Raw genomic sequence first — 17631 nt, 5'->3', positions numbered from 1 at the left:
GTTCATCCTGAGCCAGGATCAAACTCTCCAATAAAGTTAGTTTGTCTAGCATCTAAAATAAAAATTGACGTTTCACGTTGTTTGTTTCGTTCAGTTTTCAAAGAACTACTTAGCCGCTCATTTGCGACTTCCTTATGTTAACATCTTCGTTAGTTAATGTCAACTAAGTTTTTCATTTCGTTTGTCGCTTTCAACGTTGTTGTCATCGGCGACTCGTATAATATTACACCTCTAATCTCTAATCGTCAATATGTTTTTCTAAAAAAATATAAAAAGGCTTATTTCTTTTAAAATAAGCCTTTTTTATCATATACCACTCTATTCGTTTATTATCTTTCTATAATTGGTAACGAGACGATAAACTGAATAACACCATCCTCATATTCAGCTCGAATACTACCACCTTGTAATTCAACAATACTTTTCGCAATCGCCAATCCAAGGCCTGATCCTTCTGTTACTCTACTTCTAGATTGATCTTTCTTATAAAAACGTTCAAACAAACTCGCTAACTCTTCTCTCGTAAACGCTTCACTATGATTCGCAATTACAATTTGTATATCCCGGCGCTGCCTTTGAAGAGAAACTTTTATCTCCCCATCATCTTTACTATACTTAATCGCGTTCATTAATAAATTATCAAATACACGAACCATCTTTTCCGAATCAATCGCTGCATAGGCACGTTCCTCAGGAAACTTCTTAACGAACGTAAGCCCATGCTCTTCCGCCTGCGGTACTAACTCTTCTATTAATTGCTCCAATAACTCATTTATACATACTTCTTGTTTTTCTAATATAACTTGTTCATTCGTTAACTTCGTATACTCAAATAAATCTTCTATTAAATTCTTTAACTGCTCCGACTTTGCAAAAGCAATTCTCGTATACTCATCATGTTGCTCTTTATTTTCATATTTAGAATCTCGAAGTAATCGCAAGTAACCCATAATAGAAGTCAGTGGTGTACGTAAATCGTGAGATACATTCGTAATAAGCTCATTCTTTTGCTTCTCTAATCTACGTTCCTTTTCTATATTATTCATAAGCTCTTCCGCCATATTATTAATATTCTCAGTTAAAGACGCAATCTCATCTTCACCTTTCTTCTCAATACGGTACGCTAAGTTGCCTTTTTCTATTTCTTTTACACCTTCTGCCATCGCTTCAATTTGCTTCATCTTTCTCTTAGTTATATAGAAGAAAGAGAAGATGAACACGAGTACACCAATTAAAAATGGGAATGGACCTTCTTGCGTATCATACATTACTACACCATCCGGAATTCCACTAACGAACATATATAAATTCTTATCTTCTATTGTAATAGGTGAAAAAGCTATAAATTCTTTTCTCGTATTTTCAAATATATCTTGACCATTTGAATAGTTAATCGCAAATGATGCTGCATTACGAATCGTATTATGCAGATCGATTTGCTCTTCTTGTGCCTGCTTCGTTTTATATACAACTTTACCACTTTCGTCAGTAACCAATATTTTTAAAGCTCTATTTCCTCGCTCTAAATTTTGATTCTCCGTTTCGATCATATTGGATATAGCTTCTAATTTATTTTCATGCACCGAACTATTTGCTGCTCTTTGAGCTTGATAATTAATTTGTTGCATACCAGACCGATAATCGACAGTCGCTTTACGATTCGCATTCTCAAAAAATGGTGCAGCTCCCTTTGCAAAAAAAACTCCTAATAACGCACAAGCAGCGAAAGTAGTAATCAGTTGAATTCTTATACTCTTTCGTACGCTCTTTACTAATTTCTCAATTAATTGTCTTATTTTCCTTATATAAGTAAATGGATTAAATATCTTTTTCAATCTTATACCCCACTCCCCATACTGTTTTTATATATCTAGGCTTCCTTGGATTCTCCTCAATCTTTTCACGTACTTTTCGAATATGCACCATTACAGTATTATCTGACTGAAAAGATCGTTCGTTCCAAACCTTTTCATAAATTTGCTCTGCGCTAAAGACCATACCGGGATTACGGGCTAGTAATTCTAGAATCGAAAATTCCCTTGGGGTCAGTTTCACTTCTTCTCCCTCTACAATAACTTTATGGGTCGAGATGTTGATTTTCATCTCTCCAATTTCTAGCTCGTCCTCATTTTGAATAGAAAAACCATTCATTTTCATATAACGGCGTAACTGAGATTTAATCCTTGCGATTAACTCTAACGGATTAAATGGTTTCGTTACGTAATCATCCGCACCCGTTGTTAAACCTAAAATCTTATCCATATCTTGCGTTTTCGCGGAAAGCATAATAATTGGCATTTCTTTTTCTTCCCTTACTTTCATACACATATGAATGCCGTCTACTTTCGGCATCATAATATCTAATACGACTAGATGTACTTCATTTTCTTCTAGTAAACGTAATCCTTCTTCGCCGTCCCCTGCTTGCAATACTTTATATCCTTCATTCTTTAAATAGATTGTAATAAGATTCCTAATTTCTTTTTCATCATCTACGACAAGTATTGTTTCATTGGCCACAATATCTCCCCCATCACTTTTTTAATCCCTAACTTCTATTATAGGAAAACTTCTGAAGAAAAACGCTCGGAAATCCTTAAGATTTTCTGAAGACGCAAAAAAGGTCTAGACTCCCCTTAAGTCTAGACCTTTCAAAAACCCCTTTTATTTACGAACGTAGATGAAATATAGTACGAATAAAACACCCATAACATACATAATCGGATGAATCTCTTTACGTCGACCACTTACTACCATTGTAATTGGATAGAAGATAAACCCGATTGCAATTCCTGTTGCGATACTATACGTAAGTGGCATTGAGATAATTGTAAAGAATGCTGGTACTGCAATCTCGAATTTCTTCCAATCAATTTCCCCTAAGGAAGAAACCATCAAGATTCCTACAATAATTAATGCTGGTGCCGTTACAGCTGGTGTTACAACACTTAGTAATGGCGAGAAGAATAGTGCCAGTAAGAAGAATCCTGCTGTTACAACTGCTGTAAATCCAGAACGTCCACCTGCCGCTACCCCTGCAGAAGATTCAATGTAAGACGTTGTTGTTGATGTACCTAAGATCGCACCAATTACAGTTGCAATCGCATCTGCGAATAACGCTTTTCCTGCACGTGGTAATTTATTGTTCTTCATTAATCCTGCTTGATTCGCAACCGCTACAAGCGTACCTGCTGTATCAAAGAAATCGATAAAGAAGAACGTTATAATAACAATCCCCATTTGAACAGTGAAAATATCTCCAAAGTGCGTTAACGCCGCACCGAACGTCGGTTCTAGACTCGGTATTGCTCCCACTACTGCTTTCGGAGTATCAATTAGTCCTGTTGCTACTCCTAAGATTGCTGTAAGAATCATACCGTAAAATACTGCACCATTAACTTTCTTAATCATGAAGATAATTGTCGCAACTACTCCGAAGATAGCTAGTAACGTTGTGCCCTTTGTTAAGTCCCCCAACCCAACAAGAACAGCATCATTTTTCACGATAATTCCGGCATTTTGGAATCCAAGAAAAGCAATGAACAATCCAATACCTGCCGCTACTGCAAACTTTAACTCTGATGGAATTGCATTAATGATTTTTTCACGAATACCTGAAGCAGTAAGAATAATAAAGATAATACCTGACATTAACGTTCCAGCAATTGCTGTTTGCCACGGAATACCCATCGTTAACACTGCTGTATAAGCAAAGAACGCGTTAATTCCCATACCCGGCGCCAAAGCAATCGGATACTTCGCGAAAATCCCCATAATTAACGAACCGATCGCTGCTGCTAATGCTGTAGCAACGAATACTGCACCTGGATCCATTCCTGTACCTGCCGGTAACCCTTTAACATTTCCAAGTGACAGCGTAGCAGGATTGACAAATAGTACATAAGCCATAGATAAAAATGTCGTTAAACCTGCTATGAACTCTGTTTTATAATTCGTGCCGAGTTCATCAAACTGAAAATAGCGTTTCATCTTACGTTTCCCCCGTTATATGATTACTCGCCGTAATCTCCTAGCCCTCTTTTATCTATTAAAAATAAAAAAGGCTTCCATTGCATATACATGGAAGCGTTCTATGAATAAAGATAAGATTCCCCTCACCTTTATAAAAACGCCTCGTAGTCAAGCCATTTACGGTAGCTAGGTAGAAACTTTCGGGCCATATCCCCGATATTATACGACGGCATAATATTCACTTTTCGTTTGAATTACATACTCATATTAACTTGACGAAGTAGTTTTGTCAATTTAAAAACGAACAATTTTATAAACTTTTATATTTTCGTTCGTATTAACACTAAAACAAAAAGATCCATCTATGCATAAGCAATAGATGGATCTTTTTATAAATACTATTCCCACTCAATCGTTGCTGGTGGCTTACTCGTTACATCATACACGATACGGTTAACGTGTTTTACTTCGTTTACGATACGTACAGAGATTTTCTCTAATACATCCCAAGGGATACGTGCCCAGTCAGCTGTCATACCGTCGATAGATGTTACTGCACGGATACCTACTGTGTAATCGTAAGTACGCTCGTCACCCATAACACCTACGCTACGCATGCCAGGAAGTGCAGTGAAGTATTGCCAAATTTCACGGTCTAAGCCCGCTTTAATAATTTCTTCACGTAAAATCGCATCAGATTCACGAACGATTTCTAATTTCTCTTCTGTGATTTCACCTAATACACGAATACCAAGACCCGGTCCTGGGAATGGTTGACGCCATACGATTTCATCAGGAATTCCTAGTTCAGATCCTAATACACGTACTTCATCTTTAAATAACGTGTTTAAAGGCTCAATTAATTTGAACTGCATGTCTTCTGGAAGTCCACCAACGTTATGGTGAGATTTAATTGTTTGTGCAGTTGCTGTACCACTTTCAACGATATCTGTGTACAGTGTACCTTGTGCTAAGAAGTCCATTCCTTCTAATTTAGAAGCTTCATCATCAAATACGTAAATGAATTCATTACCGATAATTTTACGTTTTTGTTCTGGATCTTCTACACCTTTTAACTTGTTCATGAAGCGTTCTTTTGCATCCACTTTAATAACGTTCATGTGGAAGCCTTCACTAAATGTTTTCATAACACCTTCTGCTTCGCCTTTACGAAGTAAACCATGGTCAACGAAAATACATGTTAACTGATCGCCGATTGCTTTATGAATTAATACTGCTACAACAGAAGAGTCTACACCGCCGCTAAGTGCACATAGTACTTTTTTGTCTCCAACAGTTTCACGGATTTTCTCTAGTTCTACTTCAATAAAGTTCTCCATGTTCCATCCTTCAGAACAGCCACATACGCCGAATACGAAGTTTTTAATTAAATCGTTACCGTGCTCAGAGTGACGTACTTCTGGGTGGAATTGTACACCGTATAAGTTTTTCGCTTCATTGCTCATACCAGCAATTGGGCAAGACTCACTTGTCGCGTCTACTACGAATCCTTCAGGTAAACCAGTTACTAAGTCGCCATGGCTCATCCATACAACTTGCTCTTCTGGAAGGTTCGCATATAATTTTGATTCGTTCTCTACTTTCAGAACAGCTTTTCCGTACTCACGGTGGTTTGCACGCTCTACTGTACCACCGAATTGTTGCGTCATAAGTTGCATACCGTAACAAATACCGAAGATCGGTAATCCTAGGTCAAAGATTTTTTCATCACAATGTAATGCACCTTCACCGTATACACTATTTGGTCCACCAGAGAAAATAATCCCTTTTGGATTCATTGCTTTAATTTCTTCCGCAGTAATTGTATGTGGATGAAGCTCACTGTATACACCGAACTCACGAATTCGACGTGCTATTAACTGATTGTATTGACTTCCAAAATCTAAAACGATAATTGTATCGTGTTGCTTCTTCAAAATAATCACCCCAACGTTAGTTCTCGTATATAAATATTTTCACCAATTTGGCGAAAAGCATTACCAATATAATAAAAAAAGCCAGTCCTCCGCCTCTAGTCTCATAACAAAGAAAAGGCAGGGGTCTGGCTTTATAAAGAAAGATAGTCTTCCGCTCTTTATAAATATAAGACACACTGCCTTCATAGTCAGGTTGTTTACGGTAACCCGGTAGAGACTCTCAAACCTTATCTTTGAGGATATATGAAGGATCGTTTTATATTATCTTCCTAGATTCTAACAATGAAGTGTCGGTATGGTCAAGAGAGAAAGCGACAAAATTCTACAGAAATTCATTTCCTTTTCTAAAAAATGTCCATTTCTATATAGAAATGGACATTTTTTAGAAAAGAATTACATCATCCCGCCCATGCCAGGCATTACCGTTGTAATTGGTCCTAGTTTGTCAGCTACTACAGCTAAAGTCGTATCATCAGTTTCTTCCTATTTTTTTACCTATATTTCATCAACCTGTTCTAGCTCTTACGCTGGCATAAATACACTCAAACAAAAGAGTTAATAAACACTATAAAAGCCTATGCAAGTTATACATAAGCTTTTTGTTATTCACGATTAGCTATTTTTCAAGTTCTAATCCTTACAGCAATTATTAATAAGATTAAATATAATAATCAGGGTTTTCGTCCATTTTAATTAAAAATTCTTCTAAAGAATCCGCTATTTTCTCATCTTCAGAGTAAATAGGACATTGACCTAATTCATTTTCCTCTTTAAATTTAATTGTTAAAAAGTTAAGTTCTGTTGCTTCGAAAAATACTAATGATTCATCATCATCTACATCATCTAGGTTTGGATTATATTCGTAAATATCCTGTCTTAAGCGAAAATCCGCAACTGAAATCGGGTCCATAAACCTGTTGAAAAACATTCTTTTATCGGACTTTAAAAAACCACAACCTATTTCTTGATAAAAACGTTGCAGTTCTTTTGGGAGTTTCATTTGTAATAAGCTTTCTGCTTCATCTATCTCTTCTTGATATATAGGATAAAAAATAGGTTTTTGTTTAGAACGTACACTTCTGTCTGCTACAACATATTTTTTCAAAAAGTTAAACATAGCGTTAATACCTCCGTTATTTACTTTTTCTTAAAAATCTCTTTTGAAATACCTTCCTTGCCATGAATCCCACCTTGATGTTCAGTAGGAAATTTAGCTGGGTGTATATTCCACCACTCATGTTCTCCACCGTGTGCATTTTCAATAAAATGATGTGCATCATACGGGTCATCTACATGCCTTAGTGGTATCCCTCTTCTAGAAAGGATTTCTTCTTCATAAGTAGGCCATTTTTGGTTAGTCTCCAGTTCCCACTCTTCTCTTAAATCATCTTTTAATCTAGCAAATTCACTTCTTCTTTTTGCAACTTCTTCTTTGCTTAATCGTTCATAACTATTATTTTCTATGTGTTCTTGTAGTAACTCCCTCTGTTTTTCAGGGATTTTCCTATTTGTAATTTCTTCTACTTGGCTAATGTATTCTTGGAATCTAGGTGTATTTAAATTACCAGGATTAGCAAACATAAATGTATTTCGTGCTTCTTCTAAAGAATTAAAAGAAGTTTTTGGAACATCTCTAAAATCACCCGCATAAGCAAAGGGGTCTCTCATTTGTAATTTATTTGAAAAATGAGCAATACTCTGTTCTGCTTTTGTCCCTAATGTAGTTACTTTCCCTACTCTACTTATTCCTTTATCCCCAATCCAAGTCCCATAAAAATACTTGTGCCCCATTTTGTACGACTTTCCGCATCACCATGCCAAAAATCATTCATAAATGAATCCGAAACAGTATTCCAAGCGGTAGAAACCGTCTCTATAGGGTGACCTATAGCATACTTAATATTTTCCTTTGTTACTGTATCGTCTAATGAATCAAATCCTTCTACAATCTCCCCAATAACTTTCCCAGAGCCAACATATATACCATCCCAAATTTTTCTCAGCATAGACTTTTCAGAAGGCTTGTCGCCCATTGCTCCTGCTTCTATCTTTTCATTAGATAAACTTCTATCAACTAAATTACCATCATAACGTTCATCAGCATTACGAAACTTTTCAGCAGCATGCATTAGTTCTTCTGCAATCTTATCAAATTCCCTAAACACATTAAACATTTGAGGTTTCGTTTCATTAACTTACAGTTTTCCAGAAATTCCCAGAATGCAATCTTTACCAACACAAAAAAGGCTACCTCCTTTCATCAAGGAAGTAGCCTTCTACTAATTAACTATTTATAGATTGCACAGCTTCACAGAGTGATGCTTATTACATCATTCCGCCCATACCGCCCATGCCCATGCCGCCCATGTCAGGCATTGCTGGTGCATTTGGTTCTGGTTTGTCAGCTACTACAGCTTCAGTTGTTAAGAACATAGCTGCAACAGATGCTGCGTTTTGAAGTGCAGAGCGAGTTACTTTAGCTGGATCTACGATACCAGTTTCAAGCATGTTAACCCACTCGCCAGTAGCTGCGTTGAAACCAACGCCTACTTTTTCGCCTTTTAGACGCTCTACAACTACAGATCCTTCTAGACCAGCGTTGATTGCGATTTGACGAACTGGCTCTTCTAGTGCACGAAGTACGATGTTAATACCTGTTGCTTCGTCGCCTTCAGCTACGATAGAAGCTACTTTTGTGTATACGTTCATAAGTGAAGTACCACCACCTGCAACGATACCTTCTTCTACTGCTGCACGAGTTGAGTTAAGTGCATCCTCAATGCGAAGTTTGCGCTCTTTTAACTCAGTTTCAGTTGCTGCACCTACTTTAATTACTGCTACGCCACCTGCAAGTTTTGCAAGACGCTCTTGTAATTTTTCACGATCGAATTCAGAAGTTGTTTCTTCTAATTGCGCACGGATTTGACCGATGCGAGCTTCGATTTGTTCTGTGCTTCCTACACCTTCAACTACAGTTGTGTTTTCTTTCGTTACAACAACTTTACCAGCGCGTCCTAAAGATTCAACTGTAGCAGATTTTAAGTCACGGCCTAATTCTTCAGTGATTACTTCGCCACCAGTTAAGATTGCGATATCTTCTAGCATTGCTTTACGACGGTCACCAAATCCAGGAGCTTTAACAGCTACTACATTGAATGTACCACGAAGTTTGTTCACTACTAATGTAGCTAATGCTTCGCCTTCTACATCTTCAGCAATGATAAGAAGTGGTTTACCTTGTTGTACCACTTGCTCTAATACTGGTAAGATTTCTTGAATGTTAGAAATCTTTTTGTCAGTGATTAAGATGTATGGGTTATCAAGAACTGCTTCCATTTTGTCAGAATCAGTAATCATGTAAGGAGATGCATATCCACGATCAAATTGCATACCTTCTACTACGTCTAATTCTGTTGTGAAACCTTTAGATTCTTCTAAAGTAATAACGCCGTCGTTACCAACGCGCTCCATTGCTTCAGCGATTAATTGACCTACTTCTTCGTCAGCAGCAGAAATAGCAGCTACTTGTGCGATAGAAGATTTACCTTCGATTGGTTTAGAAATCGTTTTTAATTCTTCTACTGCAGCAACTACAGCTTTTTCGATACCTTTACGAAGGCCCATTGGGTTCGCACCAGCTGTTACGTTTTTAAGACCTTCACGAATCATAGCTTGTGCTAATACAGTTGCAGTTGTTGTTCCGTCACCAGCTACATCATTTGTTTTGCTAGCAACTTCTGCTACTAATTTCGCACCCATGTTTTCGAATGCATCTTCTAATTCAATTTCTTTTGCGATTGTTACACCATCATTTGTAATAAGTGGTGAACCGAATTTTTTCTCAAGTACAACGTTACGACCTTTTGGTCCAAGCGTTACTTTTACTGCGTTTGCAAGAGTGTCGACACCGCGAAGCATCGAACGACGTGCTTCTTCACTAAATTTAATATCTTTTGCCATAATAATTGACCCCCTTGGATTTTTTAAGATTTATATAATTAACCGATAACTGCTAAAATGTCACTTTCACGTAAAATCAAGTAGTCTGTACCTTCATATTTCACTTCAGTACCTGCATATTTTGAGAAGATGATAAGATCACCTGCTGCTACCTCTAAAGCAACACGCTCACCATTTTCAAGCACTCGACCAGTACCTACTGCAATAACTTTACCCTCTTGTGGTTTTTCTTTTGCTGTGTCTGGTAATACAATACCACTTGCTGTTTTTTCTTCCGCTTGAACAAGCTCAATTACAACGCGATCACCTAATGGCTTTAGCATGAACAATAACCTCCTCATTTTGTTATGTAAATTTTATTTATTAGCACTCAGGTCACCCGAGTGCTAACACACTTATAATAATAAATAATCTCAATTTCTTTTGCAAGTAAAAAAATCATAATTTTTTCGCAAATTACGCTATAAACTTTTCTATATAGAGTTCCTCTTCTTCTACCTTTACCATATGAATCGTTGTTTCCACTACTCGTATGTTACAATATGAAAGGACACCCTAAGTTGTTTTCGCTACACACACAACTTTCTCCTGTCTTCCATTATAATTTCGAATAAGGATTTACAAAAAAATCATAATGTAAGTAAGGTTTATATCGTAGGTAGCATATGTACATGTTATCCTACCTTATCTCATACACTAGAGTTAGAAAGGATGGTTAAACCATTTGAAAAAACAATATTGGTGGGTTATCGTTACATACATCTTAATGCAGTTATCATCAATTGCTGGATTACCACTTCTCCTGAAAACTGGCCTTTATGATAACAGGGGATTTACTAGGGAAGAGAAATTTCAACTCCTAACTGGTCACTGGGCAATCATTAGCTTCTTTATTGCATTATGTATCGTACTTTGGTTACTTAGAACAGATATTCGCGACAGACATTTAGATACAAAGCGTTCTACTGTTCCAGCTACGATTGGTTGGATTTTTATCGGGTTCTTCTTAGCATTTTTCTCGCAAAGTATTGCTGGTATGATTGAAATGTATATATTAGGTATTAAACCTGGATCTGAAAATACAGCGAGGCTTATGGATATCGCAAGAACGACACCTTGGTTCCTTATCGTCATCTCTATAATAGGACCTATTTTGGAAGAAATCGTATTTAGAAAAATTTTATTTGGTACACTTTATAAGAAGTTTAACTTCTTTATTGCCGCTATCATTAGTTCCCTTGTATTTGCGGCGATTCATTTTGATTTTACTCACTTATTGGTATACACTGCTATGGGTCTCGTATTTGCCTTCTTATATGTAAAAACGAAGCGTATTATCGTTCCCATTGCAGCTCATGTTGCAATGAATACATTAGTTGCAATTGCCCAAGTTTTAGTGAGTAACGAACAAATTCAGGAAATGATTAAAGAAGCTGAAAAAATGCAAGGCTTTATCGGAGGATTTTTAGTATGAGAAACTCACCATTGTTCATGGCTGCATTGTACTTCCTTCTAGGATGTATCTTTACACGTTTCGCCATTACGAACGTAACAGATACAATTTGGAATATGTGGACAATACTATTTGCAGTTATGGCAACGATTGATTTTAATTTGGCACTTCGCCTTATCTTAGTTAAATTCACAAAGAAAAAACAATAATAAAACGCAGAGGTCGCTTCCTCTGCGTTTTATTGTGGATAATTCTTCAAAAAGTAAACTAATGTTTGTAACTCTACTGCTAAATCAATATGATGAATTCTTATATTTTCTGACACATTTAAGCGCGCTGGTGTGAAATTCAAAATACCATGCACGTTTGTTTCTGCCAATCTATCGGCTACAGATTGCGCTACTGTAGCGGGTACTGTTAATATTGCCACTTGTATATCAGTTGATAAACGTTCTTCTAATTCATCTAAGTGATATACAGGAATGCCTCCGATTTCTGTTCCAACTTTCTCTTCACTAACATCAAATGCCATTTCAATCTTTGTATTATTGTTTTTCGTGAAATTATAATGTAAGAAAGCGGTCCCTAAATTACCTACTCCAATAAGCGCTACACGTGTTATATCATCTTGGTCGAGTGTTTCACGGAAAAATGATAATAAATAATTTACATTATATCCATATCCTTTTTTCCCTAACGCTCCAAAGTATGAGAAATCTCTTCGAATTGTTGCGGAATCAACCTTTACCGCTTCACTTAATTCAGCTGATGAAACACGTTGCTTACCAGAAAGAGATAAGTTTTGGATAAATCGATAGTATAGAGGCAATCTCTTAGCAGTGGCTTGTGGAATTTTCTGCTGCTCCATATAACCTCTCCTCTCTTCCTATCTTTATTCATATGCTTTAATCAAATACAGAAGTTTAGCACTTATTAAATTCCTTGTATAATAGAAAGAAGAAGTATTCTCTCTGTATTTTAAACTATACACTATTTTTAGTATGATTGAGAAATATAAACATGGCAAAGTTAAGAAATTATTTGAGGTGAAAACATTGATTTTATTACAAGTAAACGCGCTTTCGAAATTATACGGTGCAGAAACGATTCTTGCAAACATAAAATTAGAAGTTCAAACGAAAGATCGTATCGCATTAGTCGGACGAAATGGAGCCGGAAAATCTACATTATTAAAAATAATAGCGGGTGAGCTATCTCATGATAGTGGCGAAATTATAAAACCGAAAGATGTCTCAATCGGATATTTAGCTCAAAATACTGGTTTAGAAACGTCTTTAACAATTTGGGATGAAATGCTAACCGTCTTTACACACTTGCAGCAAATGGAGACAAAACTTCGAAGGCTAGAGCAAGAGATGGGAAAAGAAGAAAACTTTTCAAACGAGGCTATATATGAAAGATTATTAGCTGATTATGACCAATTACAATTAGATTATAAAGATCAAGGTGGCTATCAGTACGAAGCAGATATCCGTTCGATTTTAAGCGGTCTTGGCTTCCCAGTTGAAACGCACCAGACAACGATTTCCACATTAAGCGGTGGACAAAAAACACGATTAGCTCTCGGTAAATTATTATTAACGAAACCAGACCTACTTATTTTGGACGAGCCTACAAACCATTTAGACATCGAAACATTAACATGGCTTGAACAATATTTACAAGGTTATCCTGGCGCAATATTAATCGTTTCCCATGACCGTTATTTCTTAGATAAACTTGTTACACAAGTATATGAAATTTCGAATAAAGAAAGTAGACGATTTGTTGGTAACTACAGTAAATATTTAGACTTAAAATCAGCACTATACGAGCAAGAAATGAAACGTTATGAAAAACAACAAGATGAAATCGCTAAGCTAGAGGACTTCGTTCAAAAAAATATAGCTCGTGCATCTACGACAAAACGTGCACAAAGCCGTCGTAAACAATTAGACCGTATGGAACTATTAACAAGACCATTAGGTGACTCTAAGTCAGCTTCCTTCCACTTCGATATCGAAAAACAAAGCGGAAATGATGTGTTACAAGTAAAGGATGCAACTATCGGCTATGATAAGGATCCAATTATTGAACATGTAACAATGCGCTTAACTCGCGGAGATAGCGTTGCTTTAGTTGGTCCAAATGGAATTGGGAAATCCACATTATTAAAATCAATTGTGAATAAGTTACCACTACTACATGGTGATGTTTCTTTCGGATCCAATGTATCTGTTGGTTACTATGATCAAGAACAAGCCAATTTAACATCTTCTAAGCGCGTTTTAAATGAGTTATGGGATGAATATCCACTGCAACCTGAAAAAGAAATTCGCACGATACTAGGCAACTTCTTATTCACAGGAGATGATGTACTAAAACCAGTATCATCTCTTAGTGGTGGACAAAAAGCTCGGTTAGCTCTCGCAAAACTTATGATGCAAAAATCGAATTTATTAATTCTCGATGAGCCTACAAACCATCTTGATTTAAATAGTAAAGAGATTTTGGAGAATGCTTTGATTGATTATCCTGGTACCCTTCTCTTTGTATCTCATGACCGCTACTTTATTAATCGTGTAACGACGACCGTTGTTGAGTTATCAACAGAAGGTGCACAGGAATATTTAGGGGACTATGATTACTACGTTGAAAAGAAAAATGAGATGATTGAACGTGCTGAATTTGAACAACAAGAACAGCAAGAAAATCAGACACCTGTTCAAAAAACTGTAGCTCCAGAAAAATTAAATTATCTCGAAGAAAAAGAGCGCAAAAAGTTGGAGCGTCAACGTACTCGAAAAATTGAGGAACTAGAACAAAATATTGTACAATTTGAAGAAGAAATTGCTACGTTAGAAGATCAACTTTGCTTACCAGAAATATATGCAGATTATGAAAAGGCTAGTGAAATTACAACGAAAAAGCAAACACTACAAGAACAACTTGATGCTTGTATGGCAGAATGGGAAGAATTGCATTTATAAGAGTATGAATAAGAAGGATGTCTCATCAGTCGGGATTTTTGACGATGGGACATCCTTTTTATCTTCTAGCCATGGTCAACCTCTATTGCATAAACGATTCGACACGAGATATCGATTTGCCGACAAGGTTTGACAATATTAGCCTCCGTTATAATAAGGGCATATTTCAAAATGTTTTTTAGAGATACCTTCTTCGTTTTTATTTCCCGAAAAAGGATAGGTTCAAAGGTCAGACTTCATCTATTTTATCCACAAGTTTATACACATATCCACCTTTATAAAATAAACATCTAAATAACTTTTCCACACTATCCACAATCAAAGAAAAAGTTATCAACATTTTATATACACAATAAAACCCACATTATCAACAGATAATATGGGTTTTATCCACAAGCTGTGGTTAATTTTGTGCATAACTATGCTTCAATATCTAATCCTGGATTTGCATTTAAAGCTAATGTAGCACGTTTTCCTTGTTCAAACGCAATTGTACCTGCCGCCGCAATCATAGCTGCATTATCTGTACATAAAGATAGAGGAGGAATAATTAGTTCGACATTTTCTTTTTGTGCAAATTCTGCTTCTAAACGTGCACGAAGTCCTTTATTCGCAGCTACTCCACCAGCAAGAAGCACTTGCTTTACGTTATAAGCATCCGCCGCACGAGATGCTTTCGTTACTAATACGTCAATTACACTCTCTTGGAAACTTGCTGCTAAATCTTCCGGTGCAATTTCTATCCCGCGTTGTTTTGCGTTATGCACAGTGTTGATAACTGCTGATTTCAATCCGCTAAAACTGAAATCATACGAATCAGGTTCTAGCCATGCACGAGGTAAATCAATTGTTGGTTCTCCTTCATGTGCAAGTCGATCAATATGAGGACCACCTGGATATGGCATAGATAACGTACGAGCTACTTTATCATATGCCTCTCCTGCTGCATCATCTCGCGTTTCACCAATTACTTCAAATGAACCATGTTCTTTCATATAAACAAGCTCTGTATGTCCACCAGAGACAACAAGGGATAGTAATGGGAATTGAACTTCTTTTACTAAACGGTTCGCATAAATGTGGCCAGCGATATGATGAACACCAACTAGGGGGATATCATGTGCAAATGCCACTGCTTTCGCTGCGTTCACCCCTATTAGAAGCGCTCCTACTAAACCAGGTCCTTCTGTTACAGCAATTGCATCAATATCATCAAATGTGATATTCGCTTCTTTTAAAGCTTCCTCTAATACAACTGTAATTTCTTCTACATGATGACGGGATGCAATCTCTGGTACAACTCCGCCAAAACGTTTATGACTTTCAATTTGTGATGCAACAACATTCGCAATAATTTCCGTTCCATTTTTAACAACCGCTACTGCTGTTTCATCACAACTTGTTTCAATACCAAGTATAATCGTATTTTTTTCCATTATATATTCACCCACATTACGAGACCATCTTCCTGATTGTCTGCATAGTATCGTTTACGAATTCCACCATTTTGAAATCCGTATTTTCTGTATAACTGTTTTGCTACTTCATTTGATACACGTACTTCAAGTGTCATCGTTTTTACACCTAGAGTTTTCGCCTCGGAAATAACTTCTTTTAATAAAGCATCTCCTAGCTTTTGACCTCTGTATTCTGGCAAAATAGCTATATTTGTTATATGTGATTCATCAATAATTATCCACAATCCACAATACCCAATTACACGACCATCTTTTTCTAGCACAACATAATGTGCATGTTCATTCATCGTTAACTCACGGTGAAAGGCATCTGCAGTCCAAGGAGTTGAAAAAGATGCTTCTTCAATAGCTACAATTTGAGCAATATCATCGAGTTCCATCTTTCTAAATATCATATCCATTCTCTGCAAGCTCCTACTTATTTTGACTTTCTAACCACTTTGTTTCAGCTTCAGCTAAACGAAGGTAACTAGGAACAAATGAATGTACATCTTGTTCTTCTTTTTGTAATCCTAAGAACGCTAGCTCACTTGGTCTTGGGTTATTTTTAGTGAAAGGAGCAAAGACAGCTTGATCGCCTAAATGTTCGATAATTGTTTCTTTGTGTAGTTTCACATCGTTACCAATAAATAAAACAGGCTTTCCTTTATCTTTTAACATTTGCAACCAGTCTACAATAAGGATGATTCGGTCTTCCTCTATAGAAGTTAAATCCTCTCCTTCATATGTATATAAGCCAGTATAAATTTGTCCACGTCTTCCATCGAATAAAGGACAGATTAATCCATCAAAATTAGCTCCGTTTGCAGCCACTACTTCTAAACTTGATACACCTACAATTGGTATTTGAAGTGACCAAGCTAATGTTTTGGCAGCTGTCACACCTATACGAACACCTGTATATGATCCTGGTCCAGCAGCTACAACTATTTTAGTTAATTCTTTTGGTTTTACACCGCATTCTTTTAACAGTTGTTCTACAGCTGGCATAAGACGCACAGAATGATTTTTTGTTAAATTTGTAATGATTTCCCCAATTACGTTTCCTTCTTCAATAAGGGATACACCCATTACATAATTTGAAGTATCAATTGCTAGTACTTTCATCTTGTAATAGCTCCTCACATAATCTAATATAGCGATCTCCAATCGGCTCGAGTACAATGTTTCTTGTGTCATCTCCAGCATGGAATAAACTAATTTGTAGCTTCTCATTTGGTAAATATGCTTCTATTAAATGAGCCCATTCTACTACCGTAATTCCTTCACCATAGAAATACTCATCAAAACCTAAGTCTTCTTCACTTTCTGCTAAGCGATACACGTCCATATGATATAGCGGTAATCTCCCTTTATATTCTTTAATAATATTAAAGGTAGGGCTATTTACAACTCTTTTCACTCCAAGACCTTTTGCTAGTCCCTTTGTAAAAGTCGTCTTACCAGCCCCTAGATCTCCTTCTAAAATAATTACATCTTGTGCCTGAGCAAGTTCACCAAGTTTTTCTGATAATCTTTGTGTTTCCTCAGATGATTTTGTTGTTATTTCATATTTACTCACAGACTCCACCTACTTTACTCACAATGTTCTCTGCTCTTTATTATACAGGTTTTGAATATATAAAAAAGTCCTTAGGAGTTTTCCTAAGGATAGTTTGACTGTCTTTATTAGTTTTTTGTTAAAACAAATAAAAAAATACGAAACAACATGTTTCGTTCTTTTCTTTATATAAAATGGCGGTCCCGACCGGGGTCGAACCGGCGATCTCCTGCGTGACAGGCAGGCATGTTAACCACTACACCACGGGACCATTTGGTTGCGGGGACAGGATTTGAACCTG

At 36.6% G+C, this 17631-nt stretch carries 15 protein-coding genes, 1 tRNA gene, 1 pseudogene and 2 riboswitches; of the genes and pseudogenes, 3 read left to right on the top strand and 14 right to left on the bottom strand.

What is annotated here, in order from left to right; genetic code table 11:
* Nucleotides 1–329: 329 nt before the first annotated feature.
* From ampS to groES, 8 genes and pseudogenes are all read right to left on the bottom strand, one after another.
* Nucleotides 330–1835, bottom strand: a complete 1506-nt coding sequence (gene ampS, locus ACTFRS_RS28230) for an aminopeptidase AmpS (RefSeq protein WP_016716306.1) — start codon at nt 1833–1835, stop codon at nt 330–332.
* On the bottom strand, nt 1819–2520 hold the full coding sequence (locus tag ACTFRS_RS28225; RefSeq protein ID WP_001262954.1) for a response regulator transcription factor: 702 nt from the start codon (nt 2518–2520) through the stop codon (nt 1819–1821). Before ACTFRS_RS28225 ends, ampS begins: the two co-directional genes overlap by 17 nt.
* A gap of 144 nt (nt 2521–2664) precedes the next feature.
* Nucleotides 2665–3990: an NCS2 family permease gene (locus ACTFRS_RS28220; RefSeq protein ID WP_242294725.1), complete on the bottom strand. Its 1326-nt coding sequence runs from the start codon at nt 3988–3990 to the stop codon at nt 2665–2667.
* Nucleotides 3991–4117: 127 nt separating this feature from the next.
* Nucleotides 4118–4219, bottom strand: a riboswitch (purine riboswitch).
* Between the two features lie 151 nt (nt 4220–4370).
* Nucleotides 4371–5909, bottom strand: coding sequence for a glutamine-hydrolyzing GMP synthase (guaA, locus tag ACTFRS_RS28215; RefSeq protein WP_000743900.1), 1539 nt, complete (start codon nt 5907–5909; stop codon nt 4371–4373).
* Between the two features lie 165 nt (nt 5910–6074).
* Nucleotides 6075–6176: riboswitch (purine riboswitch) on the bottom strand.
* A 391-nt stretch (nt 6177–6567) separates the two neighbouring features.
* Complete coding sequence (locus ACTFRS_RS28210) at nt 6568–7026, bottom strand: SMI1/KNR4 family protein (protein ID WP_097952839.1); 459 nt, start codon at nt 7024–7026, stop codon at nt 6568–6570.
* A gap of 20 nt (nt 7027–7046) precedes the next feature.
* Nucleotides 7047–8083, bottom strand: a pseudogene (locus ACTFRS_RS28205) (hypothetical protein).
* Nucleotides 8084–8234: 151 nt separating this feature from the next.
* Nucleotides 8235–9869 (bottom strand): chaperonin GroEL, encoded by a 1635-nt coding sequence (groL, locus tag ACTFRS_RS28200; RefSeq protein ID WP_001029999.1) that lies wholly within the window; start codon nt 9867–9869, stop codon nt 8235–8237.
* 38 nt (nt 9870–9907) lie between these two features.
* Entirely contained in the window at nt 9908–10192 is a 285-nt protein-coding gene (gene groES, locus ACTFRS_RS28195; protein ID WP_000917306.1) for a co-chaperone GroES, read from the bottom strand.
* A 401-nt stretch (nt 10193–10593) separates the two neighbouring features.
* Between groES and ACTFRS_RS28190 the strand changes: the two genes are divergently transcribed.
* Nucleotides 10594–11343 (top strand): lysostaphin resistance A-like protein, encoded by a 750-nt coding sequence (locus ACTFRS_RS28190; RefSeq protein WP_440025863.1) that lies wholly within the window; start codon nt 10594–10596, stop codon nt 11341–11343.
* Complete coding sequence (locus ACTFRS_RS28185; protein WP_001246201.1) at nt 11340–11531, top strand: YdiK family protein; 192 nt, start codon at nt 11340–11342, stop codon at nt 11529–11531. Before ACTFRS_RS28190 ends, ACTFRS_RS28185 begins: the two co-directional genes overlap by 4 nt.
* Before the next feature lie 29 nt (nt 11532–11560).
* Here the strand turns inward: ACTFRS_RS28185 and ACTFRS_RS28180 are convergent, their stop codons facing one another.
* Nucleotides 11561–12190, bottom strand: coding sequence for a redox-sensing transcriptional repressor Rex (locus tag ACTFRS_RS28180; protein ID WP_000437705.1), 630 nt, complete (start codon nt 12188–12190; stop codon nt 11561–11563).
* A 187-nt stretch (nt 12191–12377) separates the two neighbouring features.
* Here ACTFRS_RS28180 and ACTFRS_RS28175 point away from each other — a divergent pair, with 187 nt between their 5' ends.
* The gene (locus ACTFRS_RS28175; RefSeq protein WP_277933154.1) at nt 12378–14312 is read left to right on the top strand and encodes an ABC-F family ATP-binding cassette domain-containing protein; all 1935 of its coding nucleotides are present in this window, start codon (nt 12378–12380) and stop codon (nt 14310–14312) included.
* Between the two features lie 419 nt (nt 14313–14731).
* Here ACTFRS_RS28175 and tsaD read toward each other — a convergent pair whose 3' ends face one another.
* From tsaD to ACTFRS_RS28150, 5 genes are all read right to left on the bottom strand, one after another.
* The gene (gene tsaD / locus ACTFRS_RS28170) at nt 14732–15748 is read right to left on the bottom strand and encodes a tRNA (adenosine(37)-N6)-threonylcarbamoyltransferase complex transferase subunit TsaD (protein WP_440025866.1); all 1017 of its coding nucleotides are present in this window, start codon (nt 15746–15748) and stop codon (nt 14732–14734) included.
* Nucleotides 15748–16191 (bottom strand): ribosomal protein S18-alanine N-acetyltransferase, encoded by a 444-nt coding sequence (rimI, locus tag ACTFRS_RS28165; RefSeq protein WP_000367197.1) that lies wholly within the window; start codon nt 16189–16191, stop codon nt 15748–15750. Before rimI ends, tsaD begins: the two co-directional genes overlap by 1 nt.
* A gap of 13 nt (nt 16192–16204) precedes the next feature.
* A complete protein-coding gene (tsaB, locus tag ACTFRS_RS28160; RefSeq protein WP_001975528.1) occupies nt 16205–16897 on the bottom strand; it encodes a tRNA (adenosine(37)-N6)-threonylcarbamoyltransferase complex dimerization subunit type 1 TsaB in 693 nt (230 codons plus the stop codon).
* Nucleotides 16878–17351 (bottom strand): tRNA (adenosine(37)-N6)-threonylcarbamoyltransferase complex ATPase subunit type 1 TsaE, encoded by a 474-nt coding sequence (gene tsaE, locus ACTFRS_RS28155; RefSeq protein WP_000049631.1) that lies wholly within the window; start codon nt 17349–17351, stop codon nt 16878–16880. The genes tsaB and tsaE overlap by 20 nt, the downstream gene beginning before the upstream one ends.
* A 174-nt stretch (nt 17352–17525) precedes the next feature.
* Nucleotides 17526–17601, bottom strand: a tRNA-Asp gene (locus ACTFRS_RS28150).
* Between the last annotated feature and the right edge of the window lie 30 nt (nt 17602–17631).

The organism is Bacillus cereus group sp. MYBK139-1 (genome assembly GCF_051916915.1).
GTDB classification, from domain to species: Bacteria; Bacillota; Bacilli; order Bacillales; family Bacillaceae_G; genus Bacillus_A; species Bacillus_A pacificus.
Note: the sequence above shows the minus strand (reverse complement) of the source record. Positions and strands in the feature narration are given on the sequence as shown.